Consider the following 21,795-nt stretch of genomic DNA (forward strand, 5'->3'; position numbering starts at 1 on the left):
CCGGGAGTAGACCATGCAGCGAACCAAGCCTCCGTTTCGCGCCGACGAGGTCGGCAGCCTGTTGCGGCCGCCGAAGATCAAGGAGGCCCGTGCCAAACTGGAGAAGGGCGAGATCTCGGCCGACGAACTGCGCAAGGTCGAGGACATGGAGATCGAGAAGGTCGTGCACAAGCAGGCCTCGATCGGCTTGAAGCTCGCGACCGACGGCGAGTTCCGCCGCTCCTGGTGGCATTTCGATTTCCTCAGCCACCTGACAGGCTGCGAGCTGTTCCACCCCGACATGGGCATCCAGTTTGCGGGCGTGCAGACCCGGCATGACGCGATCAGGGTGACCGGCAAGCTCGACTTCTCGGACAGCCACCCGATGCTCGATCACTTCAGGTTCCTGAAGAAATGCGCAGACCAGGCGCATGTCACGCCGAAGATGACGATCCCGTCGCCGGCGGTGTTGCACTTCCGCGGCGGCCGCAAGCTGATCTCGAAGGAGGTCTATCCCGATCTCGAGGAGTTCTACCAGGACCTCGGCAAGACCTATCGCAAGGCGGTGAAGGCGTTCTACGACGCCGGCTGCCGCTACCTCCAGTTCGACGACACCGTGTGGGCCTATCTGTGCTCGCAGGAGGAATTGCAGAAGTCGCGCGAGCGCGGCGACAATCCCGATGGCTTGCAGCAGATCTATGCCCGCGTCATCAACTACGCGATCGCGGATCGTCCCTCGGACATGGTGATCACCACGCATGTCTGCCGCGGCAATTTCCGCTCGACCTGGATTTCGTCGGGCGGCTACGAGCCGGTCGCCGAGACCATGCTCGCCGGCACCAATTACGACGGCTACTTCCTCGAATATGATTCCGACCGTGCCGGCGGCTTCGAGCCGCTGCGCTTCCTGCCGAAGCGCAACAAGGTCGTGGTGGTCGGCGTCATTACCTCGAAGTTCGGCGAGCTCGAGAAGAAGGACGACATCAAGCGGCGGCTCGAGGAGGCGTCGAAGTTCGCCCCGCTCGAGCAGCTTGCGGTGTCGCCGCAGTGTGGCTTCGCCTCGACCGAAGAGGGCAACATCCTCTCCGAGGAAGAGCAGTGGGCCAAGCTGCGGCTTGCCGTCGAGGTCGCGAACGAGATGTGGGGGAAGTGACGCGTTAGCGTCATTCCGGGGCGATGCAAAGCATCGAACTATGGCGCGCAATTGCGCGCCTGAGAATCTCGAGATTCCGGGTCTCGCGCTAACGCGCGACCTCGGAATGACAGTATGCTGGCGCCTCATCATTTCTCCGCCAGATCGACCTCGCCGGGCGGCGAGGAGCTCGACCACGGCAGCTGCGGGCCCTTGGCCGCGGCGACGACCTCGGCACGGACCTGCGTCTGCGCTTCCAGGGCCGGGTGTGCCGATATGGTGCGATGGCACCTGCCGAGAACGAGCCGTCGGCGCCTGAGCCAGGCGCAACAAGTCCTGATCCGCCATCGATGCTGTGACTGGGCCCGCCGCCGCTGCCGCCGCTCGGTTCACGCATGTCTGCTGATCGGCGTGCAGATAGGGGTTCAAACGGTGGGCAAGACGTGCTAACAGCAAACCTTGCTCTAGCTCTGCCCACAATCGTCCCAACTCCCGGCCCACATCTCTGGCTTCATGAAGAACGACGAAATCCTCAGCCAGATTACGGACTTCTGCCGTCGTTCCGACATGGCGGAGTCGACGTTCGGCCGCCGGTCCGTCAATGACGGCAAGCTGGTGCACCGCTTGCGCGAGGGCAAACGCATCACCATTGACACGCTCGACCGTATCAACGCCTTCATCGCGACCTCCACGCCGGGCGGCGTTGCGCCGCCGCGCGGGCTGGTCGTGCCGCCGGAGAAGCGCGATCCGCGCGGCAATTTCCGCTTCTTCGAGAACCGCCAGCGATACCTGCTGTTCGTCCACACCTGCAGCGAGAAGCGGGTGATCGCGGACCGGGTCGCGCTGGAATTGTCTGCGATCCATCCGCGGCCGCCGGCGCTGCGGGTGTTTGACGCCGGCATGGGCGACGGCACGGTGCTGGCGCGGGTCCTGCGGGCGATGCACCTCCGCTTCCCGCACATGCCGTTCTATATTGCCGGCAAGGAACTGAGCGTCGAGGACGTCCGCCTGACCCTGGACAAGGTGCCGGATCGTCTGTTCGAGCATCCGGCGAGCGTGTTCGTCATCACCAACATGTACTACGCCGAGGCGCCCTGGCTGACGCCGCGGTCGAATGCGGCGGCCGCCAGCATGGTCTGGCACGAGGTCGCTCTGCGCGGGGCGTCCTCCGGCGAGTTCGAGGCCCAGATCGCGGAACTCGGTCCGTTCCTCGAGCAGAATTGGCGCGCCAATGTGAGCCCGCGGACTGCGATGCCGATCTATGAGCGTCCGGTCGCGTTGGTGTTGTACCGGGAGGATCACCGGTTCCTGCTCGATTCGATCATCCCGCGGGCCGGCCGCACCGAGGCCAATTTCGATCTTGTGATCGCCTCGCAGCCGTACCGGGCGAAATCCTCTGTGAATTTCCGCGCCAAGCGCATCATCGCTCCGCTCGCGCGCTCGCTGCGCGGCGGCGGTCGCCTGATAGGAATCCACTCCCACGGTCACGACCCCGGGCTTGAAATCATTCAAGCTGTCTGGCCCGGAGAAAATCCTTTCGCGGTCAGCCGTCATGAGCTATTGCGCGCCGTGAAATACGAGCTGGGGTCGGCGGGGCGGGAGCTTAATTTTAACGCCTACGCCGATAACCGTTCGATCTTCCGATATGATATGGAAGCGCTGCCCAACGAGGTGACCGGCCCGATCGGAACCTCCACGGCCTTTGCAGCGTGGAATGCGGCGGTGTATGTCGCGCAGATCGAAGATGATCGGCTGATCGAAACGACCGAAAGCGGACGAACTCTCGAGGCCACACGCGAAGTTCTCCGCAAACACAATGGGCTGTGGTTCTACGACGAATCCTACGTCATCTCGCGAAGACGAGACTGACATTCCAGGGACAAATCCACCAACGAACGTCGACGTTCGACGAAACAAGGGGTCTGCTTGATGCGCGCGTCTTATCTCTTCACCAGCGAGTCGGTCTCGGAAGGCCATCCGGACAAGGTTTGCGATCGCATCTCGGATGAGATCGTCGATCTGTTCTACCGCGAGGGTCCCAAGGCGGGCATCGACCCCTGGCAGATCCGTGCCGCGTGCGAAACGCTCGCGACCACCAACAAGGTCGTGATCGCCGGCGAAACCCGCGGCCCGGCCTCGGTCACCAACGACCATATCGAGGGCGTCGTCCGCGACGCGATCAAGGACATCGGCTACGAGCAGGACGGTTTCCACTGGAAGACCTGCGACATCGAGATCCTGCTGCATCCGCAGTCGGCCGACATCGCGCAGGGCGTCGACGCGCTGCAGCCGGGCGAGAAGAAGGAAGAGGGTGCCGGCGACCAGGGCATCATGTTCGGTTACGCCACCAACGAGACGCCGGACCTGATGCCGGCGCCGATCTTCTACGCCCACAAGATCCTGCGCCTGATCTCCGAAGCGCGCCACTCCGGCAAGGAGAAGGTGCTCGGTCCGGACTCCAAGAGCCAGGTCACCGTGCAGTACGAGAACGGCAAGCCGGTCGGCGTGCGCGAGATCGTGGTCTCGCATCAGCATCTGATCGAGGACCTCACCTCCAACCAGATCCGCGACATCGTCGAGCCCTATGTCCGCGAGGCGCTGCCGAAGGAGTGGATCAACGGCAAGACGATCTGGCACATCAACCCGACCGGCAAGTTCTTCATCGGCGGTCCCGACGGCGACTCCGGCCTCACCGGGCGCAAGATCATCGTCGACACTTATGGTGGTGCGGCTCCGCATGGCGGCGGCGCGTTCTCCGGCAAGGATCCGACCAAGGTCGATCGCTCGGCCGCCTACGCCGCGCGTTACGTTGCGAAGAACATCGTCGCGGCCGGTCTCGCCGACCGCTGCACGCTGCAGCTCGCCTACGCGATCGGCGTGGCCCGTCCGCTGTCGATCTACATCGACACTCACGGCACCGGTAAGGTGTCGGAGGACGAGCTCGAGAGGGCGGCGGCGAAGGCAATGGATCTGACGCCGCGCGGCATCCGCAGCCATCTCGACCTCAACCGTCCGATCTACGCGCGCACCTCGGCCTACGGCCACTTCGGCCGCACGCCCGACAATGAAGGCGGCTTCTCCTGGGAGAAGACCGATCTCGTCGAGCCGCTGAAGCGCGCGCTCTGATACTTGCGACATCCGGGTGCGCTCGCGACAGCGAGCGAACCCCGGATCCTTAATCCTCATTTCAAGATTCCGGGTTCGCCGTTGCGCGGCGCCCCAGAATGACGAGTTCAACAACAGGACGCTCACATGAACGCCCCCACGAAGCCCGGCTTCACCGACTACATCGTCAAGGACATTGCGCTCGCCGACTTCGGCCGCAAGGAGATCTCGCTCGCCGAGACCGAGATGCCCGGTCTGATGGCGACCCGCGAGGAATATGGCCCGAAGCAGCCGCTGAAGGGCGCGCGCATCGCGGGCTCCCTGCATATGACGATCCAGACCGCGGTCTTGATCGAGACGCTGGCCGCGCTCGGCGCCGACATCCGCTGGGTCTCCTGCAACATCTATTCGACGCAGGATCATGCGGCTGCCGCGATCGCCGCCGCCGGCATTCCGGTGTTCGCCGTCAAGGGCGAGACGCTGACCGAATATTGGGACTACACCGCCAAGCTGTTCGACTGGCACGGCGGCGGCACGCCCAACATGATCCTCGATGACGGCGGCGACGCCACCATGCTGGTGCACGCGGGTTATCGCGCCGAGCGGGGCGATACCGCCTTCCTCGACAAGCCGACCTCCGAGGAGGAGGAAATCTTCTACGCGCTGGTCAAGCGCCTCCTGAAGGAGAAGCCGAAGGGCTGGTTCGCCGAGATCGCCAAGAACATCAAGGGCGTCTCGGAAGAGACCACCACGGGGGTGCATCGCCTGTACGAGATGGCAAACAAGGGCACGCTGCTGTTCCCGGCGATCAACGTCAACGACAGCGTCACCAAGTCGAAGTTCGACAACCTCTATGGCTGCCGCGAGTCGCTGGTCGACGGCATCCGCCGCGGCACCGACGTGATGCTGTCGGGCAAGGTCGCGATGGTCGCGGGCTTCGGCGACGTCGGCAAGGGCTCGGCCGCCTCGCTGCGCCAGGCGGGCTGCCGCGTGATGGTCTCCGAAGTCGATCCGATCTGCGCGCTGCAGGCGGCGATGGAGGGTTATGAGGTCGTGACGATGGAAGATGCCGCGTCGCGCGCCGACATCTTCGTCACCGCGACCGGCAACAAGGACATTATCACCATCGAGCACATGCGCGCGATGAAGGATCGTGCCATTGTCTGCAACATCGGTCACTTCGACAACGAGATTCAGATCGCGTCCTTGCGCAATCTGAAGTGGACCAACATCAAGCCGCAGGTCGATGAGATCGAATTCCCCGACAAGCACCGCATCATCATGCTGTCGGAAGGGCGTCTGGTGAACCTCGGCAACGCGATGGGCCATCCGTCCTTCGTGATGTCGGCGTCCTTCACCAACCAGACGCTGGCGCAGATCGAGTTGTTCGCCAACAACAAGGGCGGCAAGTACGAGAAGAAGGTCTATGTGCTGCCGAAGACCCTGGACGAGAAGGTCGCGCGCCTGCACCTCGCCAAGATCGGCGTCAAGCTCACCGAGCTGCGCAAGGACCAGGCCGACTATATCGGCGTCAAGCAGGAAGGCCCCTACAAGTCGGATCACTATCGCTACTGATCCGCACTCACCGCAATCGACAGATGAAAGCCCCGGCATCGCCCGGGGCTTTTTGTTGGGACGTCGCGGTTCGCGGGCATGCGCGCGACGCCGATGCGTCGTTTCACGTATTCGCATCCGGCGCGGAATGAGCAATCTCCGGCAGAAGGTTAATGCCGGATTAACCGGCGCGGCATAGGCTTCGCGGCTCGTGGCTGCAACTGAGGATCTGATCCCATGGAAGCCCAGAGAATAGCTGTCGACGCCGTGGTCGCGCTGACCGATTGCGGCCGGGACGCAGTCGCTGCCTTCATCCGCAAGCTCTATCTTGCCGGCGTCCACGATCCCAAGCGCTTGACCTTCAAGGGCCTGCAGGCGTTGCGAGAGTAGGGTCGTGGCCCTCACCGCATGGTCGCTACCCTGCAATAGCTATTGATCCGTCATCCTTGTAAGTCAGGAACTGCTGGATTGGACAGAGTGTCTGGTGCGATAGCGGACATGAGACCGATTCATCCCAGTGCCTTGAAGCCCGTGCCTCAGCGTGGCGCCTCCTCCGTTGTTCCATTGAACTCGAACAGTCGCGAAGGCCGCCGTGCGAGTCCGATTGCGCAAGGAAGGGTGCAGATGGATGCGATCTACGTTGGTATCGTTGTGTCGAAGGACCGGCTAGATGTGCATGTGCGTCCGAGCGGGGAAGCCCTTTGCTGTGGCGCGACGGCAATGGCCTGGAAGATCTCGTTGCACGTCTCCTAGCTTGTTCGCTAACCTTGGTTGCGATGGAGGCTACAGGTGGCTTCGAGACCATCATCGCTGCGGCACTGGCCGGCGCCCAGCTGCCGTTGGTTGGGGGCAATCCGGCTCAGATCCGGCACGGTGCGCAAAGCGGGCTTCATCGCCTCAACGAGGCGTGCGGTCACCGCGGCATCGATCGGATCCAATTTGGCGCGCTGATCGATCGCCTGCGCAAGACGTCGGATCTGAGCCGGATTGATCACGACCAGCGCCAGCTGGGCACCAGTGCAAGTGCGGCGTGCTGTCGCGCCCCCTCTGTGGAGGGACATCAGTTTTGAGTAGCTGGGCCACCGTTCTTGGGGCTGGCGGCCTCCCTCGCCCGCCGGGCCATCCAAGCATCGTACTCCGGCGTGCCTGGGCGAGGCGGAGCATCTTTGGGCTCGCCACCAGCCCACGCAGGCAAAGTGTCGGCGATAGCGGCTGACGTTCGTGAGCGCATAGCGTCACCGCTTGCGCAGCCCGATAGGAGGCCGGCGCACAACAGCAATGCCAGAAGGGATTTGTCGAGCATGAAGAGCGTTCCGAGCGAGCGGATGACGTTGTGTCCGCTTCGCTTGTCTTTTTCTAGGCGCCGTGCATCAGAACGGGCAGGGGGGTAGCGCACCCCCACCAGCCACTTCCGTCGGCTTTCACCCCAGTCAGGCACGTGGGACTTGTCTCGAGTGAGATCTTCAATCCGTAACGCTGTCCGTCGGAAGTTCCAGCGGTCGTGTATCGATACGAGCGGCCTGGCAGGGGATCCTGCGGGATATCCCGAAGGTATCCACCGTCGACCAGGGCCATCGTCAAGTCGCTGACAGGATTGTCTGGGAACGGCGACGGATAAGCTGCCCCGTGTGTCGTAGTAGCGTTGCAGAGCGGTCTCCAATCGCTTGGCGTGCTCTACGCGCAGGGCGTCGCGCGCGCGTGCATCCATCCTGTTCAGAATGGCCAGCGTTCCGAAGAAGAAGACGAGAGCGATGCCGATGGCACCAGCGCCAACAAAAACATTCTTGACAATCTTCCGACGCATCCCGCGACCCATAACCGGCAGGATTCATAACCGTGCGGCTATTAGCTACAACCGAATTCTTTGAGATGGCAAGATCCTGGACGTCTTGCGGCTGATCGCAACCGCAGGACGAGCGGCAGCCCTAAAAACGAGGGGCCCAAATTCGATGCGAAAGCCTGTTCCTCCCCTGGAACTCCTCAACGATTCTTCAATTAGATAGTTCATTTAGATCATGACGGCGCTTCTCAGCTTGTGCACCTAACGGTATATTTTGAGTGGTACGCCAAACGGGGCAGCATTTTCGGGGGAAATCATGTTGTTGGTGTATGTGTTTTCTGGACTTGCGTTAGCTGCAGCCGTCTACCGACTCGGCTACGCGGCTGGCCATCGCAACGGACACTACGAAGCCGGTTGCGATCTCGGGAAGGCATATTCGAACAACCTGGCCGCAGAACCCCAGAGTGAAATGGGTGAGCAGGATACGCCTCTGCCGACGGCGCTTAGCCGGCGCAGAGTAGCTGTTGTGAGTGTGTCATCCCGCTAAAGCAAAATCTTCCGGGACTAGTATTGGGTGGGCGTACTGATGCGTGCATTTTTTGTGATTGTTGTGGTCGTTTTTGGCGTGGTCGCATTGTTGAATCTGCCCGACCTCAAAGATGCCGCCGCGGAGAGCGGTACGCTGCATCTCTCTATTGCTCGATGAATTGGCTTGCCGCGGCGCCAGCATTGGCACTGGTCGCTCTTTAGATCTCGGTTGTGACCGACGTCCATCTGACAAAATGCACGAAGGGATCGGTCTACGCGATCCTACATTTCTGCACGCCGACTAGATAGATCCGTCGGTGTCGTAGACCCACACTGTCTAACGGTCACTCATGATCGCTCGATCGAAATCCACATCGTCGTCGAACGTCAGGACTCCGAGCGTAAACCAGCCCGCGAGACAGACAAAAACGATCAGAGAAATTTTCAACCACCGTTTCAATGTTGCCTCCGTGCGCGAGCTACAGATTTCTGTACAGGGCTATGAACCTTATCGCGCGTTGATCGGCGCAGACTACTTAGTTTTTGGCGACACAAGAGATGAACTTGCACCCGTTGGGTTGCGTCGCGCTAGTCTAGTCTTCGTCGTGGAGCAAAGAATGACGATTGAGGTTGAACAAATCATGCGGTTGGCGGATGAGCGGTCCCCCCTGCTGCGCCGATTGCGTCGCGTAGAGGATTGGGCAGGACGCGCTTCCAGCGTCTCATCGAAGGGCCGCATCATGAGAGAGCTATCAAAGCTGCGCGACTCTATCTTGAAGCCGGCACGCGCCGCATGGCCGTAGAGCGGGGATTGATCTAACTTGGTTGACGGCGAGTCCGGATCGTCTCGCCCGTTGAAATGGGCCGCACGCTGGCACGTGCCGCTCAGCGCATCCCAGCTCGCGCGGCAAGAGTGGTTGCGCAAGCTGTCGCATGCATGATCATGGGACCTCCGTAGAACCACCAGTGTATTTCCTCGGTCTCACTTCATTGTTCACAGGCGGCCAGGTCAACGGTATAGCGCGACAATCTGGGTGGGAAGCCGCACTGTCACCTTGATTGCCGCGCCGCACAACGGCGAGTTCATAGCTGAGACCTTGGTTAGCTGCCGCGGGACCGGGTGACTGCGCCTGTGCGGACAGCCGCCGCATTTGCTCCAATAAAGCGCCAAGTCAGTATTAACTCGCATTCGGCAGCGAGGGTCTCAAATAGTTCCGATCTTGCTCGGAGATGGGTAGGTGCGGCATCCTCCTGAACTGGTACGGAGGTGCTGCCATCCTGCTCCCTCGAGTGCGTCTCGGGGAACATTGCTGTCGCGTAGGACTAATTTCTTCGTGGCCCGGCACTTCCCAGCCGACCTGCCCGTTGCAATGAGGCAGGGGGCGCCCTCGGTGATAAGTGCAAGCGCATTTGGCACCGTTCGACGATTCCCCTCCTTGAAGAATCCTGACCGAGTGTCACGAAGGATTTCTCAATTTGTGCATATACTGGACCAAATTGGCCAAAATGGTGTGTTTTGGCAGTGATGCCTAGGGGACGATAATGCTTTTGATTTATACCTTCGGTGGAATCGCGCTTTGTGTAGCGATCTTCCGATTGGGTTACGCCGCCGGACGTAGCAACGGACACTACGAGGCTAATTGCAAATTTGGCGAGGAGGTAGCGCGACGGTTCGAGCGTGAGAAGAACAGGCCAGCAAGGGCCATTCGGCAGGCGGTTCAGTTTGTTCTGAACACGCAAGCGAACGAAGCCCGAACCGGTGAACCTTCACGATCGGCCGCCATAAGGCCATAGCTTGTCGATCACGATACGCACGAGCAAAAGAAGAACGAGAAGTGTTGCGACGATCCCGATGGTTACCCAAGCAGCAGTCATCGTCCGTTCCCTCTCGGCGTGACCTCGATGCGCGGTGTTAGTACACCAACCGCCGAGGCGAGCAATTGCGGATGGGGAGTTTAAACTCCTGTGATCGAGCTCGTCACTCGCCAGGCGACCATTGGCTGGTGGTGACGGGGCCTGCTCGGGTTGCCGTTCTCCAGACCGCTACGAAAATGTCCGCAAAGCGCTTCTCAATTCGTGCGACTAGGCGTATTTCGATCTGGGCGGGTCAATTCCGGGCCCGAGGGCGCCATGCTATATCTTGTTTTCGGTTTCGCTGCAGTTATTGGCTTCTTGGGCATCTATAGCGTGGGCTATGTCGTCGGGTGCCGGCGAGGCTATCGTGAGGCCAATCGCGCCATTTGCCACGAGGCCTCGCCGTCCAGGACGCTCGAGCAGAAGGAGGGCGCCGAAAGGCCAGTCCTTCGGGCCGGGATGGACAAGTAAGCTGATGCGAATTCACCTTGGCGCCGCGTGAACCTTGCTGGCCTACGTGAACGTGTAATAGGTGCCGCTCTCGTGCCGTCAGAGCGAGCCGTGCTCGACGCCGCGGTCAGCAATGAATTTCATTTTCAGGAAAGTCATCCCTAAAAGTAGAAGTAGGGTGTCGGCTGCAGATCAATAGAAGCGCCAAAACTGGATGAAGTACTTCATTCCCCTCGTTTACCTTCTCGCAAGAGGCGGGAGGTCGTACCGTCCGCTGCCGCTTCGCATGATCGATCAAGTGATCAAAACAGGCGCTGGCTAAGGATTTAGCCCGGACACGGAACACCGTTGGCGGACGACGCGCGCAGACGGCGCAGGCGCAGGCGGATCCCGGCGGTCCCAATGGAGCGGCTTTGGCAGGAATTCGAAAGTGGCGTGCGTCAAAACCAGACTTTCGTACGAACTTTTGCGGCCTGTTATCGAGGTTGCAGGGGGGCGACTACGCTCTTCGCTGCACCGATGTTGTGTCCATATCAGTTAGGGAGGTAAGCGAGCCCGAACCGGGTACCGTCGCAAGCCCTTCCACCCGCGTCAATCAGATGCTCGCGCCGTGCCAAACCCCAACTGCCTCGAGATCTCGCCGGCACAGTTCCGCAGCGCGGCTGCGATCGCGCTGTCCCAATCGGTGTCGAACGTGCCTTCCGGTCCCATCGCGGTGATGACGAGCGCGACGTGGCCGGCGTGATCGAACACCGGCGCGGCGAATGCGTTGACACCAGGCAAGGGGTCGCCGATCGCACGCGCGAGTCCGCGATCGCGGACCTCGGCCAGCATCTCCGCGGTCTTCGCGCTTGTCGGCGCACGCTTCGGATTGTAGCCGACGCCGAGGCGATCAAGACCGCTTTCGAGCGCGGTCTTGACGGCATTCGGCGGCATGAAGGCGGCGAATGCTCGGCCGGTCGCGGTTTCGAGCAGGGCCACCACCGATCCGACGCGCATCGCGATGTGTACGGGATGGGTCGGCTCCTCGAGGCGCACCACGGTCGCCCCGTGGGTGCCCCAGACCGCCAGCGACACCGCATGGTTGATGCTGTCGGCGAGGGTGGCGATCCGGGGTGTCGCGATGCGTACCGCCGAGAGCCGGCGCAGACTGATCAGGCCGAGCTCGAGCGCAAGGGCGCCGATCTCATAGCGGCCAGTGGTCTCGTCCTGCTCGATCAGGCCGATGCGGGAGAAGCTCACCAGATAGGGATGCGCCTTGGCCGGCGGCATGCCCGCTTCGCGCGCGAGATCGCGCAACATCATCGGTTCGCCGCTGCGGGCGAGCGCGCGCAGCAACTCTCCACCGACCTCGATCGATTGTATGCCGCGGCTTTCTTTCGTCATGTGGCCCTGCAAGCTCGTCCGCAACGTCCTTATACGGCCAGGAATCCTCCGTCGACGGGCATGGTCACGCCGTTCACATACGACGCGAGCTCGGAGGCGAGGAACACCACCGGTCCGACCAGCTCCTCCGGCTCCCCGACACGGCCGAGCGGCGTACGGCCCAGAAATCCTGCGAGCCTGGCGGGGTCGCTGCGGGTCGCTTCGGTCATGGCGGTTGCGATCACGCCGGGCGCGATGGCGTTGACGCGGATGCCGTCGGCCGCGAGCTCGCGTGCCAGCGCCTGCGTCAACAGCTTCACGCCGCCCTTGGACGGCGCATAGCCCAGCGTGTCGGCGACTCCCAGGAAGGAGGCGATCGAACCGAGATTGATGATCGCGCCGCGGGTCTCGCGCAGCGCCGGCAGGAACGCATGCGTCACGTTGAAGGTCCCGGTGAGATTGACGTCGAGCACCCGCCGCCAATTGTCATGCGCCCTGGGCGAATCGATGTCCTCGCGAACGATGATGCCGGCGTTGTTGACCAGCACGCCGATCGGCCCGATCTCGCGGCCGATCCTCTGCGCCAGCGCGCGACAGGCCTCCGCATCTGTGACGTCGAGGTGAAAGGCGGAAGCCGCGCGGCCGCGTCCGCTGATATCGGCTGCGGTTCGTTCGGCGCCGGCGAGATCGACGTCGGTCACGACAACGTCGGCGCCATGGGCCGCAAGCCCGAGCGCGATGGCGCGTCCGTTGCCGTGGGCCGCACCGGTGACGAGCGCGCGCTTGCCGGCCAGCAATGGAGCCGCCGCGCTCATGCTGCGCTTCTTTCCGACGCCCCCGCCGCAAGATGACGGCCGGCGATGTAGCCGAAGGTCAGCGCCGGGCCGAGCGTGATGCCGGCGCCCGGATAGTTGCCGCCCATGATGCTCGCCATGTCGTTGCCCGCGGCATAGAGTCCCGGGATGACGTGCCCCTCGGCATCCAGCGCGCGCGCATGCGCATCGGTGACGATGCCGGCATAGGTGCCGAGATCGCCGATCAGCATCTTGATCGCGTAGAACGGTCCGTGCTCGAGCGGCGCCACGCAGGGATTCGGCCCGTGCAGGGCGTCGCCCTGGTAGCGGTTATAGGCGCGTGAGCCCTTGCCGAAGGCGGGATCGCGCCCTTCGGCAGCAAGCTTGTTGAATTCGGCGACCGCTGCTTCCAGTCCCTTCGGGTCGATACCGGCCTGCGCGGCGAGTTCGGCGAGGGTATTGCCGCGCTTCAGATAGCCGGTCTTGAGGTGACGACCGAGCGGCATCGGGCGCGGCGGCACGCAGCCGAGGCCGTATTTGCGCAAGGTCTGGTGATCGCAGACGAGGTACGCCGCGATCTCCTCGCCGGGCTTGGCCGCCTTCACCATCTCCTGCACGAAGTCGTGGTAGGAGTTGCCCTCATTGGCGAAGCGCTTGCCGTCGCGCATCACAGCGATCACGCCCGGCTTGGCGCGATCGATGAAATGCGGCATCACGCCCTTCGAACCGTCCTTGCGCGTCGTGACCGAGACCGGTACCCAGGCCGCCGCGTTCGGCAGCGAATCCTCGACCCGACCGCCGACGGATTCCGCGAGTCGCAGGCCGTCGCCGGTGTTGCCGACGGGACCCGGCGAGTAATGCTCCTTGCCGGTCGGCGCATGCGGAAACATCTTTTGCCGCCGCGCCACATCATGCGGGAATCCGCCGCAGGCGAGCACTACGCCGCGCTTCGCATTGATGCGGATCGTGCGGCCCTCGCGCGCGACGATCGCGCCGCGCACAGCGCCATTTTCAACGATCAACTCGCGCACCGGCGAATTGAGCCACAGCGGGACGTTCAGATCGAAGGCGGATTTGGCCAACCGGCCGGCGAGCGCATTGCCGTTGGTCAGTGTCATGCCGCGGCCGTGGCGCATCACGTCGCCGGCATGCTTCGACAGCCGCTTGGCGACATAGGCCGCCGAGGTCACCGACCGCGTCGCGCGCATGAAATGGATGATCTCCTTGCCGGAGCCGAGCATCATGCCGAACACGGTAAGCTCGGGCAGGGGACTGCCGAGATCCTTGATGTGGTCGCCGAGCTCGCGCCCGTCGAACGGGCGAGCGACCATGGAGCGGCCGCCCTGCGCGCCGCCGGGCGCTTCGGCGTGATAGTCCGGGAAGGTCAGCGGCATGTCGAAACGCACCGCTGTCTTGGTGGTGAAGAAGTCGACCGCCTTCGGTCCTTCGGTCAGGAAGGCATCGACACGCGCGGCATCGAAGCTGTTGCCGGCTTCGTGGCGCAGGTAGGTTTTCGCCTGGTCCGGGCTCTCAGTGATGCCCCAGGCTTTCGCCAGCGACGTGCCGGGAATCCAAAGCCAGCCGCCGGAACGCGCCGTGGTGCCGCCGAAGCGCGGCTCCTTCTCGACGACGAGGACCTTTAGCCCGTGATGGGCCGCGGTGACCGCGGCCGACAGGCCGCTGCAACCGGAGCCGACGACGAGTGCGTCGCATTCGTAGGTCTCTTGTGCGTTGTCTGCCATGCGGCCGATCCTATTTCTTCAATAGCGGGCACTTCGATTCGGACACAGGACGGAACGCGTCCTCGCCCTTCACCGTCTTGACGATGTCGAGATAGTCCCACGGCTCCTTGGATTCCGATGGCGACTTCACCTTGGCGAGATACATGTCGCGGATAACGCGGCCGTCTTCGCGCAATTTGCCGCCGTGCACGAACGCGTCGTCGATCGGCAGCTCGCGCATCTTGGCCATCACCTTCTGCGGATCGTCGGTGCCGGCGGCCTTGATCGCTTTCAGATAATGCAGCACCGAGCCGTATACGCCGGTCTGGATCATGGTCGGCATGATCTTGGTGCGTTCGTAGAACTTCCGCGACCACGCCCGGGTCTTGTCGTCCATGTTCCAGTACGACGCCGTGGTCATGTAGGTGCCTTGCGCCGCCTTCAATCCGATCGCGTGCACGTCGGTGTCGAACATCAGAAGACCGACCAGTTTCTGGCCGCCCTGCACCAGGCCGAATTCACCGGACTGCTTGATCGCGTTGTCGGTGTCCTGACCGGCATTGGCGAAGGCCACCACGTCGGCCTTCGAGCTCTGCGCCTGCAGCGCAAAGGAGGAGAAGTCGGCGGTGTTGGTCGGATGCCGGACGCTGCCGAGCACCTTGCCACCCATCTCGGTGATGAAACGGGTGGCGTCCTTCTCGAGCTGCTGGCCGAAGGCGTAGTCCGCGGTGATGAAGAACCAGGATTTGCCGCCTTCCTTGACCACCGCGGAGGCCGTCACCTTGGACAGCGCATAGGTGTCGTAAGCGAAATGCACCGTGTTGGGGCTGCACAATTCATCGGTCAGCGAGCTTGCGCCGGGGCCGGACAAAAGCGCGATCTTGTTGCGCTCGCGGACCATGTTGTGCACGGCGATCGCGATGCCCGAGTTCGGGATGTCGGCCACCGCATCGACCTTACCCTTGTCGAACCATTCGCGCACGATTTGCACGCCGACGTCGGTCTTCATCTGATGGTCGGCCGAGATGATCTCGATCGGCTTGCCGAGCACGGTCGGGCCGAATTCCTCCACCGCCATCTTGGCCGCTTCCACCGAGCCCGGGCCGGAGTTGTCGCGCCCCCAGCTCGACAGGTCGGTGAGCACGCCGATGCGTACGACGTCGTCGGAAATCTGCGCATGCGCGGCCGATGTCATGGCCGCGAGAATGGCTACCGCCAGAAGATGCCTCATCGTTCCTCCTTGTGATCTCCGCCGTTCTGCGGCGGGTTGTCTTGGATTAGGAATTATCTAATCGGTTTATCAATGTCAAATTCATCGGGCCCTTGTTCAGCACCGGAATGTGAAGATGAAAGGCCGCAGGTGTGGCCGCCGCGTATCTTCACATTTGGTGAGCGGACGCTTACAAGAACCGGCGGGTACGGTTCGTTGGCAGCTTCCAGCATCAGCTCCGGATCTTGCCGTTGAACCAAGTCGTTATGAAACTAGGGGGATCTTCGCGGATCGTGGCGATGCTTGCTCGCCTTTCGCCTGTTTCCTGCCGCCGGCCAGCCGGATCGGCGCTCAGCAGGGCGGAGGGCGTGGATCGCCTCGACCGGCCGCGATCATAGACGGATCATGTTGAGACAGCTCTTTGCGCCGCAGCTCGTCGTTCTCTACGTGCTGGTGGCTTCTACGCTCTATGTGCACTTCCGCGGCAGGCAACGGCTGCGGTTCGCACGCCAACTCGGCGATCACTCGACCTACCTCGCGCCCTACAATGTGCTGATGTATGCGGGTTCGGCGGTGCCGAACACGCCGGTGATTCCGGTCGAGCAGTTTCCCGAGCTCAACAAGCTCAGCGAGAACTGGGAGACGATCCGCGACGAGGCAACACGCCTGTTCGACGAGGGCTTCATCCGCGCCGCGGCCAAGAACAACGACTGGGGCTTCTATTCGTTCTTCAAGAGCGGCTGGAAGCGCTTCTACCTGAAATGGTACGACGACTTCCTGCCGTCGGCGCGCACGCTGTGCCCCAAGACGGTCGAGCTGTTGAACTCGATCCCGAACGTGCACGGCGCGATGTTCGCGATGCTGCCGCCCGGCGGCAAGCTCGGCGCACACCGCGATCCCTTCGCCGGCTCGCTTCGCTATCACCTCGGCCTCGTGACGCCGAACTCGAACCAGTGCCGCATCCTGGTCGATGGCGTCGAATGCGTCTGGCGTGACGGCGAGGCCTTCATGTTCGACGAGACCTTCATCCACAGCGCCGAGAACAAGACCGACGTCAACCGCATCATCCTGTTCTGCGACGTCGAGCGCCCGATGAAGTTCGGCTTCATGACCGCGATGAACCGGTGGGTCAGCCACAACGTCGTCAAGGCCTCGGCCACCCAGAATGTCGACGGCGAGCATGTCGGCGCGCTGAACAAGGTGTTCGGCAAGCTCTACGAGGTCCATCTCGCGAGCCGCAAGGTCAAGGAGTGGAATCGCAATGTGTACTACACGCTGAAGTACTCGGTGACCGCGCTGATCCTCGGCCTGATCGTGGTGTCGGCGCTCCGCTGATCGCAACGGCGCTGGCGTTGAAAGCAAAAAGCCCCGGAGCGCGCTCCGGGGCTTTTTTTGGGGCCTAAACAGACATGTGCGATGTTCGAATTCCGAGGCTATGCGCTCAGAACTTCGTGCTCAGGAGCGGCCGTTTCGGTGATATCGCCGGTCCGCAAATGCGGGATCACAATCGCCGAAGCGCGGGCTGTGAAGCCTAAAGCGCGATGAGATCAGGTTGAATGGTCATCGCGCTTTAGCTTCTTGTTTGAGCATAATCTTTTCGGAAAACCGCTTCTCACTTTTCCGGATCATGCTCCAAGGGCAAAAATCAGTCGCGTTCGAAGATCTTTGCGCCGGGGTAGACTCGCCGGGCGTACGCGACGACCCACTCCCGGTCCTGAGTCTCGAGGAACGGGGTTCGGATCTTGCACGACCCGACGATTAGGTGCCACAGGCCATTAAGCTTCTGAATGTTGACGATCATTCGAGTTTTCCTCAAAGAACCCGCGTTCCAGTAGACACTTGGTTCTCGTGACAGTCTTCCGATTCACTCCCAGGAGCAGTGATCCTGATCACAGATTCCGGAGCACAACTCGCGCGCGCGGGAGGGCAGCCGCGAGCATAAGAATCTCTCGCCATCGCTCAATTGTACGAGCGTAAGCGCAGGGCATGACAAGGAATCACAGAGATCATACCAAGGTATGTTGATGTCTGTCCGGGCGTGTAGCGGGAGTGCGTCGCCGCACTGCCTTGTCCGGACCTACGGCTTCCGATTGGCGCCGACGCCAAGTGGATCGAGCTCGGGGTCGGTCGCGGCATCCAGGTCGGCCGCCGTGATCGGCTGATCGACGATGAACATATAGCAGCCGGCCGAGACGACGCCGATCAGGGCGCCGACGACGAGCGCCGGCACGAACGAGCTCGTCTTCTGCACGATCAGGCCGGTCACGGTCGGCGCCAGCGCGCCGCCGAGATAGCCGCCGAAATTCTGCACCGAGCCGATCGAGGCGGTGCAGTTAGTCGGGACCGCAACCGAGCTCAAGGCCCAGGCGCAGGTGCTGGTCACGTAGACGAGAAACAGCGAGATCGAGATGAAGGCGATTGCGAGCGCGTTGCTGCTGACATAGGCCGCGGCCACGGTGCAGGCGGCCGTTCCGAGCAGCGAGAGCGCGGCCGGATAGCGCCGGCTCTTGAGCGGCTCGACGCCGCGGCGCACCAGAATGTCGGCGATGTATCCGCCGACGACGCCGCCGACCACACCGCAGGCGAACGGGATCGCGGCAGCCCATCCCGTGTATTTCACGCTCATGTGGCGCTCGATCTCGAGATAGCCGGGCAGCCAGGCGGTGTAGATCCAGGTCAGATAGATGCAGCCGAAATAGCCGAAGATCATGCCCCAGGTGGTGCGGAAGCGGAACAGCTGGGACCAGTCGCGAAACGTGACCTTGGTGCGCTCGCCGGGCGGATCGCCTTGCGTCCGGTAGGCATTCTCATGCGCCGTGAGCGCAACCTGCTCCGGGTTGCGATAGAGCGCGTACCAGCAGGCGGCGACGATCAGGCCGGCGACGCCCATGATCACGAACATTGCGCGCCAGCCGAACGTCAGCATGAGAAAGGTCAGCAGCGGAACGGCAATTGCCGTGCCGAGCGATGACGCGCAGTTGAAGACGCCGGTGGCAAGGCCGCGGTCGCGCTGGTTGAACCAGTCGCGAACGACGCGCGCGCCGGTTGGAAATTGCGGCGCTTCGCCTATGCCGAGCAGGACGCGTGCACCGAAGAACTGGCCGAAATTCTGCACCAGGCCGCCGATGAGCTGCGCAAACGACCACAGGCTGAGACCCATGGTGAGGAGCAGGCGCGGGCCCAGCCTGTCGACCATGGCGCCGGTCGGGAGCTGTGAGAACGCATAGGCCCACAGAAATGCGGAGAGCAGGTAGCCCATATCAGCAATGGACAGTCCGAGTTCCTCGCGGATCAGCGGATTGGCCACTGCAAGGGTCGCGCGATCGATGTAATTGACGACCCCGGCAACGACCAGCAGAGCCAGCGCGACGCGCTGAATCGATTTCAGACGTGGCGTCGCAAGCTCCATTCCTGACATGATTCGTTCTTCCTCACCTGTGATTTTGCCGAACAGTATCGGCGTGTGGGGTGTCGAACCAGAACGGAAGATGCGAAGCCTGCGTTGCGATTTTGACATGGACGATTTTGACATGGACCCTGCATCCGCAGCGGTTCCTGACCAAACCTTCGCCATGAACGTGAGAGAGTGCACGCCGCCATGCATCGGCGCCGGCCGCTGGTCGCGCTTCGGCCTGATCGGCTTAGCGGACGAGGCGACTTCTGTTGGCGAGCGCGCCGGTGCGCTGGAGCGGTGGCGCCACGCGGACATCAACGCTGGCGGCTCCGCCTTCGCGTTCGATCGTAAGTCTGACGTCCTGGCCGATCCTGGCGAGGCCCACCAGATTGCGGAGCTGCGCCGCGGTGCGGATCGGGTGGCCATCGGCCATGGTGACGATATCGCCTTTGCGCAGGCCGGCTCTTTCGGCAGGCGAATCCGCAACGATCTCGGCGATCACGGCGCCTTCGCTGCGGCCTCTGTTCGTGGACGGATGCAGGTCCTGCAATGCGACGCCGATGCGGCCACGCTCGACGCGGCCGGTGGCGATGATCTGTTCCATCACCCGACGCGCCATGTTGACGGGGATGGCAAAGCCGATCCCGACATTGCCGCCGGCGGGCGAGATGATCGCCGAGTTGATGCCGATGAGCTCGCCGCGCAGGCTGACCAGTGCGCCGCCGGAATTGCCTGGATTGATCGCGGCATCGGTCTGGATGAAATCCTCGTAACCTTGCTTGGCAAGGCCAGTGCGTCCGAGCGCGCTGACGAGGCCCGAGGTGACAGTCTGGCCGAGGCCGAAGGGATTGCCGATCGCGAGCACGAAGTCGCCGACCGCGAGGGCATCGCTGTTGCCGAGGGGAAGTGCCTTGAGGTTGTCAGGATTTTCGATCCGCAGCACGGCGACGTCGGTCGGCGGATCACGGCCGATCACCTTCGCGGCGAACTGCCGGTTGTCCTTGGTCGTGATCTGGACGACCGATGCGCCCTCGACCACATGGTTGTTGGTCAGGACATAGCCGCGCTGCGCGTCGACGATGACGCCGGAGCCGGCGGCATTGACCTCCTGCTCGATCTGCTTCGGAACGTCGAAGAACTCGCGGAAGACGGGATCGCGGTAGAGCGGGTTGTCCTCACGGACCCGGCCATGCACGGAGATGTTGACGACCGCCGGCGTGATCTGGCGGACCAGCGGCGCCAGGGTCGGGATCGAACCGCCTGTTTTGAAATCCGGGATTTGGGCTGCGGCCGGATGCGTCGCCGACAGCGCCAGCACCACGAGACCGAGCGACAACCAATGTGCACGAACCATCTTCGCCATCCACAATGTCGCCTAGGTTCGAATTTGGAAAACTTTGTGGCCGTGCGACGCCGTCACGGAAAAGTGGCAATGGTCCGAGGCGGGGCGCTCGATCTGGGTATCAATGCCGGTTCATCGTGCCGTCATCAACGGCTGCGAGGTAGCCGATCCGGCCTGATGGCGAAACAAGAACCAGGCGAGCAGGGCGCCTTCGCGCTCCGTTCGCTCGCGTCGAAGTGCTACAGTCCTGCCGGCCATTCCGTAGTGAGGACCCCCGTCATGCCCGACACGACTGCAGCTTTCGCGACCACTTCGTTGAGCGGATACGAGTTGCTGGCCGATCCGCAGTTGAACAAGGGCACGGCGTTCTCCGAGGCCGAGCGCGAGACGTTCGACCTGCACGGCCTGCTGCCGCCCAGCGTCCTGACGCTGGATGAGCAGGTCTCGCGCCGGCTGCAGGCGCTGCGCGGCTACGAGACCGATCTCGAACGTTATGCCTTCTTGCGTGAACTGCAGGATACCAACGAGACCCTGTTCTACGCGCTGCTGGTCGGCAACCTCGAAGAACTGCTGCCGATCGTCTACACGCCCACTGTCGGCGAGGGCTGTCAGCACTTCAGCCGCCTGTTCCGCAAGCCGCGCGGCCTGTTCCTCAGCATTCCGCACAAGGCCCGGATCGATCGTATCCTTGCCCATCCGCGCTTCGACAAGGTCGAGGCCATCGTCGTGACGGACGGCGAGCGCATCCTCGGCCTCGGTGATCAGGGCGCGGGCGGCATGGGCATCCCGATCGGCAAGCTCGCGCTCTATTCGGGCTGCGGCGGGCTGCATCCGGCGACGACGCTGCCGATTCTGCTCGATGTCGGGACCGACAATCCCGACTGCCTGGCCGATCCGCTCTACATCGGCTGGCGCAACGAGCGCGTCCGCGGCCAGGAGTATGACGACTTCATCGAGGCCTTCGTCTCGGCGGTGGTGAAGCGCTGGCCGCGCGTGCTGCTGCAGTGGGAGGATTTCGCCAAGAACAATGCCACGCGCATGCTCGAGCGCTATCGCGACCGGCTCTGCACCTTCAATGACGACATCCAGGGCACCGCGGCGGTGGCAACCGGCGCGCTGCTGGCGGCGATCAACGTCACCGGCGTGCCGCTTACCGAGCAGCGCGTGGCCGTGCTCGGCGCGGGCTCGGCCGGCTGCGGCATCGCCGGCCTGATCCGCGCCGCCATGCGCGATGCCGGCCTATCGGAAAGCGAGGCGGCGACGCGCTTCTTCATGGTCGATCGTGACGGACTGCTGCTCGAGGGCATGAGCGGGCTCGCCTCGTTCCAGCTCCCCTTCGTGCAGAAGAAGCAGGCGATCGAAGGTTGGACGCTTACGCATCCCGACAAGATCGGTCTGCTCGACGTCGTGCGCAACGCGAAGCCGACCGTGCTGATCGGCGTGTCCGGGCAGGCCGGCGCGTTCTCCGAGCCGATCGTCCGGGCGATGGCCGAAACCAACAAACGGCCGGTGATCTTCCCGCTGTCGAATCCGACCTCGCGCGAGGAAGCGACGCCCGCGGATATCGAGGCCTGGACCGAGGGGCGG

The 21,795-nt window shown here is 62.8% G+C and carries 15 protein-coding genes and 1 pseudogene; 9 read left to right on the forward strand and 7 right to left on the reverse strand.

The features are described 5' to 3' along the window. Positions 1 to 13: 13 nt before the first annotated feature. From AS156_RS06735 to AS156_RS06760, 7 genes and pseudogenes are all read left to right on the forward strand, one after another. Positions 14 to 1,132, forward strand: coding sequence for a cobalamin-independent methionine synthase II family protein (locus AS156_RS06735; RefSeq protein ID WP_066501657.1), 1,119 nt, complete (start codon positions 14 to 16; stop codon positions 1,130 to 1,132). A gap of 492 nt (positions 1,133 to 1,624) precedes the next feature. Next, positions 1,625 to 2,980: a hypothetical protein gene (locus tag AS156_RS06740; protein WP_066501659.1), complete on the forward strand. Its 1,356-nt coding sequence runs from the start codon at positions 1,625 to 1,627 to the stop codon at positions 2,978 to 2,980. Between the two features lie 60 nt (positions 2,981 to 3,040). Then, positions 3,041 to 4,237, forward strand: a complete 1,197-nt coding sequence (gene metK / locus AS156_RS06745; protein ID WP_066501663.1) for a methionine adenosyltransferase — start codon at positions 3,041 to 3,043, stop codon at positions 4,235 to 4,237. Between the two features lie 126 nt (positions 4,238 to 4,363). After that, on the forward strand, positions 4,364 to 5,791 hold the full coding sequence (ahcY, locus tag AS156_RS06750; protein WP_066501665.1) for an adenosylhomocysteinase: 1,428 nt from the start codon (positions 4,364 to 4,366) through the stop codon (positions 5,789 to 5,791). Between the two features lie 216 nt (positions 5,792 to 6,007). After that, entirely contained in the window at positions 6,008 to 6,160 is a 153-nt protein-coding gene (locus AS156_RS43240; protein ID WP_201456001.1) for a hypothetical protein, read from the forward strand. A gap of 234 nt (positions 6,161 to 6,394) precedes the next feature. Continuing rightward, positions 6,395 to 6,654: pseudogene (locus AS156_RS44010) on the forward strand (IS110 family transposase); the annotation flags it as partial. Between the two features lie 758 nt (positions 6,655 to 7,412). Next, positions 7,413 to 7,604: a hypothetical protein gene (locus tag AS156_RS06760; RefSeq protein ID WP_066501668.1), complete on the forward strand. Its 192-nt coding sequence runs from the start codon at positions 7,413 to 7,415 to the stop codon at positions 7,602 to 7,604. A gap of 3,369 nt (positions 7,605 to 10,973) precedes the next feature. On the opposite strand, the gene AS156_RS06775 is transcribed toward AS156_RS06760, so the two are convergent. The 4 genes from AS156_RS06775 to AS156_RS06790 are packed head-to-tail and all read right to left on the reverse strand — an operon-like array spanning position 10,974 to position 15,493. Continuing rightward, on the reverse strand, positions 10,974 to 11,768 hold the full coding sequence (locus tag AS156_RS06775) for an IclR family transcriptional regulator (protein WP_066501834.1): 795 nt from the start codon (positions 11,766 to 11,768) through the stop codon (positions 10,974 to 10,976). Between the two features lie 29 nt (positions 11,769 to 11,797). Next, positions 11,798 to 12,562 (reverse strand): SDR family NAD(P)-dependent oxidoreductase, encoded by a 765-nt coding sequence (locus AS156_RS06780; protein WP_066501675.1) that lies wholly within the window; start codon positions 12,560 to 12,562, stop codon positions 11,798 to 11,800. Further along, on the reverse strand, positions 12,559 to 14,283 hold the full coding sequence (locus AS156_RS06785) for an FAD-dependent oxidoreductase (protein ID WP_066501678.1): 1,725 nt from the start codon (positions 14,281 to 14,283) through the stop codon (positions 12,559 to 12,561). Before AS156_RS06785 ends, AS156_RS06780 begins: the two co-directional genes overlap by 4 nt. Positions 14,284 to 14,293: 10 nt before the next feature. Continuing rightward, positions 14,294 to 15,493 carry an ABC transporter substrate-binding protein gene (locus tag AS156_RS06790; RefSeq protein ID WP_066501681.1) on the reverse strand — a complete coding sequence of 400 codons (1,200 nt, stop codon included), beginning with the start codon at positions 15,491 to 15,493 and terminating at the stop codon, positions 14,294 to 14,296. Between the two features lie 384 nt (positions 15,494 to 15,877). On the opposite strand from AS156_RS06790, the gene AS156_RS06795 reads away from it, so the two are divergent. Beyond that, entirely contained in the window at positions 15,878 to 16,807 is a 930-nt protein-coding gene (locus tag AS156_RS06795) for an aspartyl/asparaginyl beta-hydroxylase domain-containing protein (protein ID WP_066501836.1), read from the forward strand. Positions 16,808 to 17,117: 310 nt separating this feature from the next. On the opposite strand, the gene AS156_RS43250 is transcribed toward AS156_RS06795, so the two are convergent. From AS156_RS43250 to AS156_RS06805, 3 genes are all read right to left on the reverse strand, one after another. Next, positions 17,118 to 17,273 (reverse strand): hypothetical protein, encoded by a 156-nt coding sequence (locus tag AS156_RS43250; protein WP_201456003.1) that lies wholly within the window; start codon positions 17,271 to 17,273, stop codon positions 17,118 to 17,120. A 276-nt stretch (positions 17,274 to 17,549) separates the two neighbouring features. Then, on the reverse strand, positions 17,550 to 18,890 hold the full coding sequence (locus AS156_RS06800; protein WP_066501682.1) for an MFS transporter: 1,341 nt from the start codon (positions 18,888 to 18,890) through the stop codon (positions 17,550 to 17,552). Positions 18,891 to 19,113: 223 nt separating this feature from the next. After that, positions 19,114 to 20,220: a trypsin-like peptidase domain-containing protein gene (locus AS156_RS06805; protein ID WP_082747373.1), complete on the reverse strand. Its 1,107-nt coding sequence runs from the start codon at positions 20,218 to 20,220 to the stop codon at positions 19,114 to 19,116. Between the two features lie 267 nt (positions 20,221 to 20,487). Between AS156_RS06805 and AS156_RS06810 the strand changes: the two genes are divergently transcribed. Next, positions 20,488 to 21,795 (forward strand): NAD-dependent malic enzyme (locus AS156_RS06810; RefSeq protein WP_245312572.1); only part of this gene is annotated, 1,308 nt, incomplete at its 3' end.

This window comes from Bradyrhizobium macuxiense (assembly GCF_001542415.1).
In the GTDB taxonomy this organism is placed as follows: Bacteria; Pseudomonadota; Alphaproteobacteria; order Rhizobiales; family Xanthobacteraceae; genus Bradyrhizobium; species Bradyrhizobium macuxiense.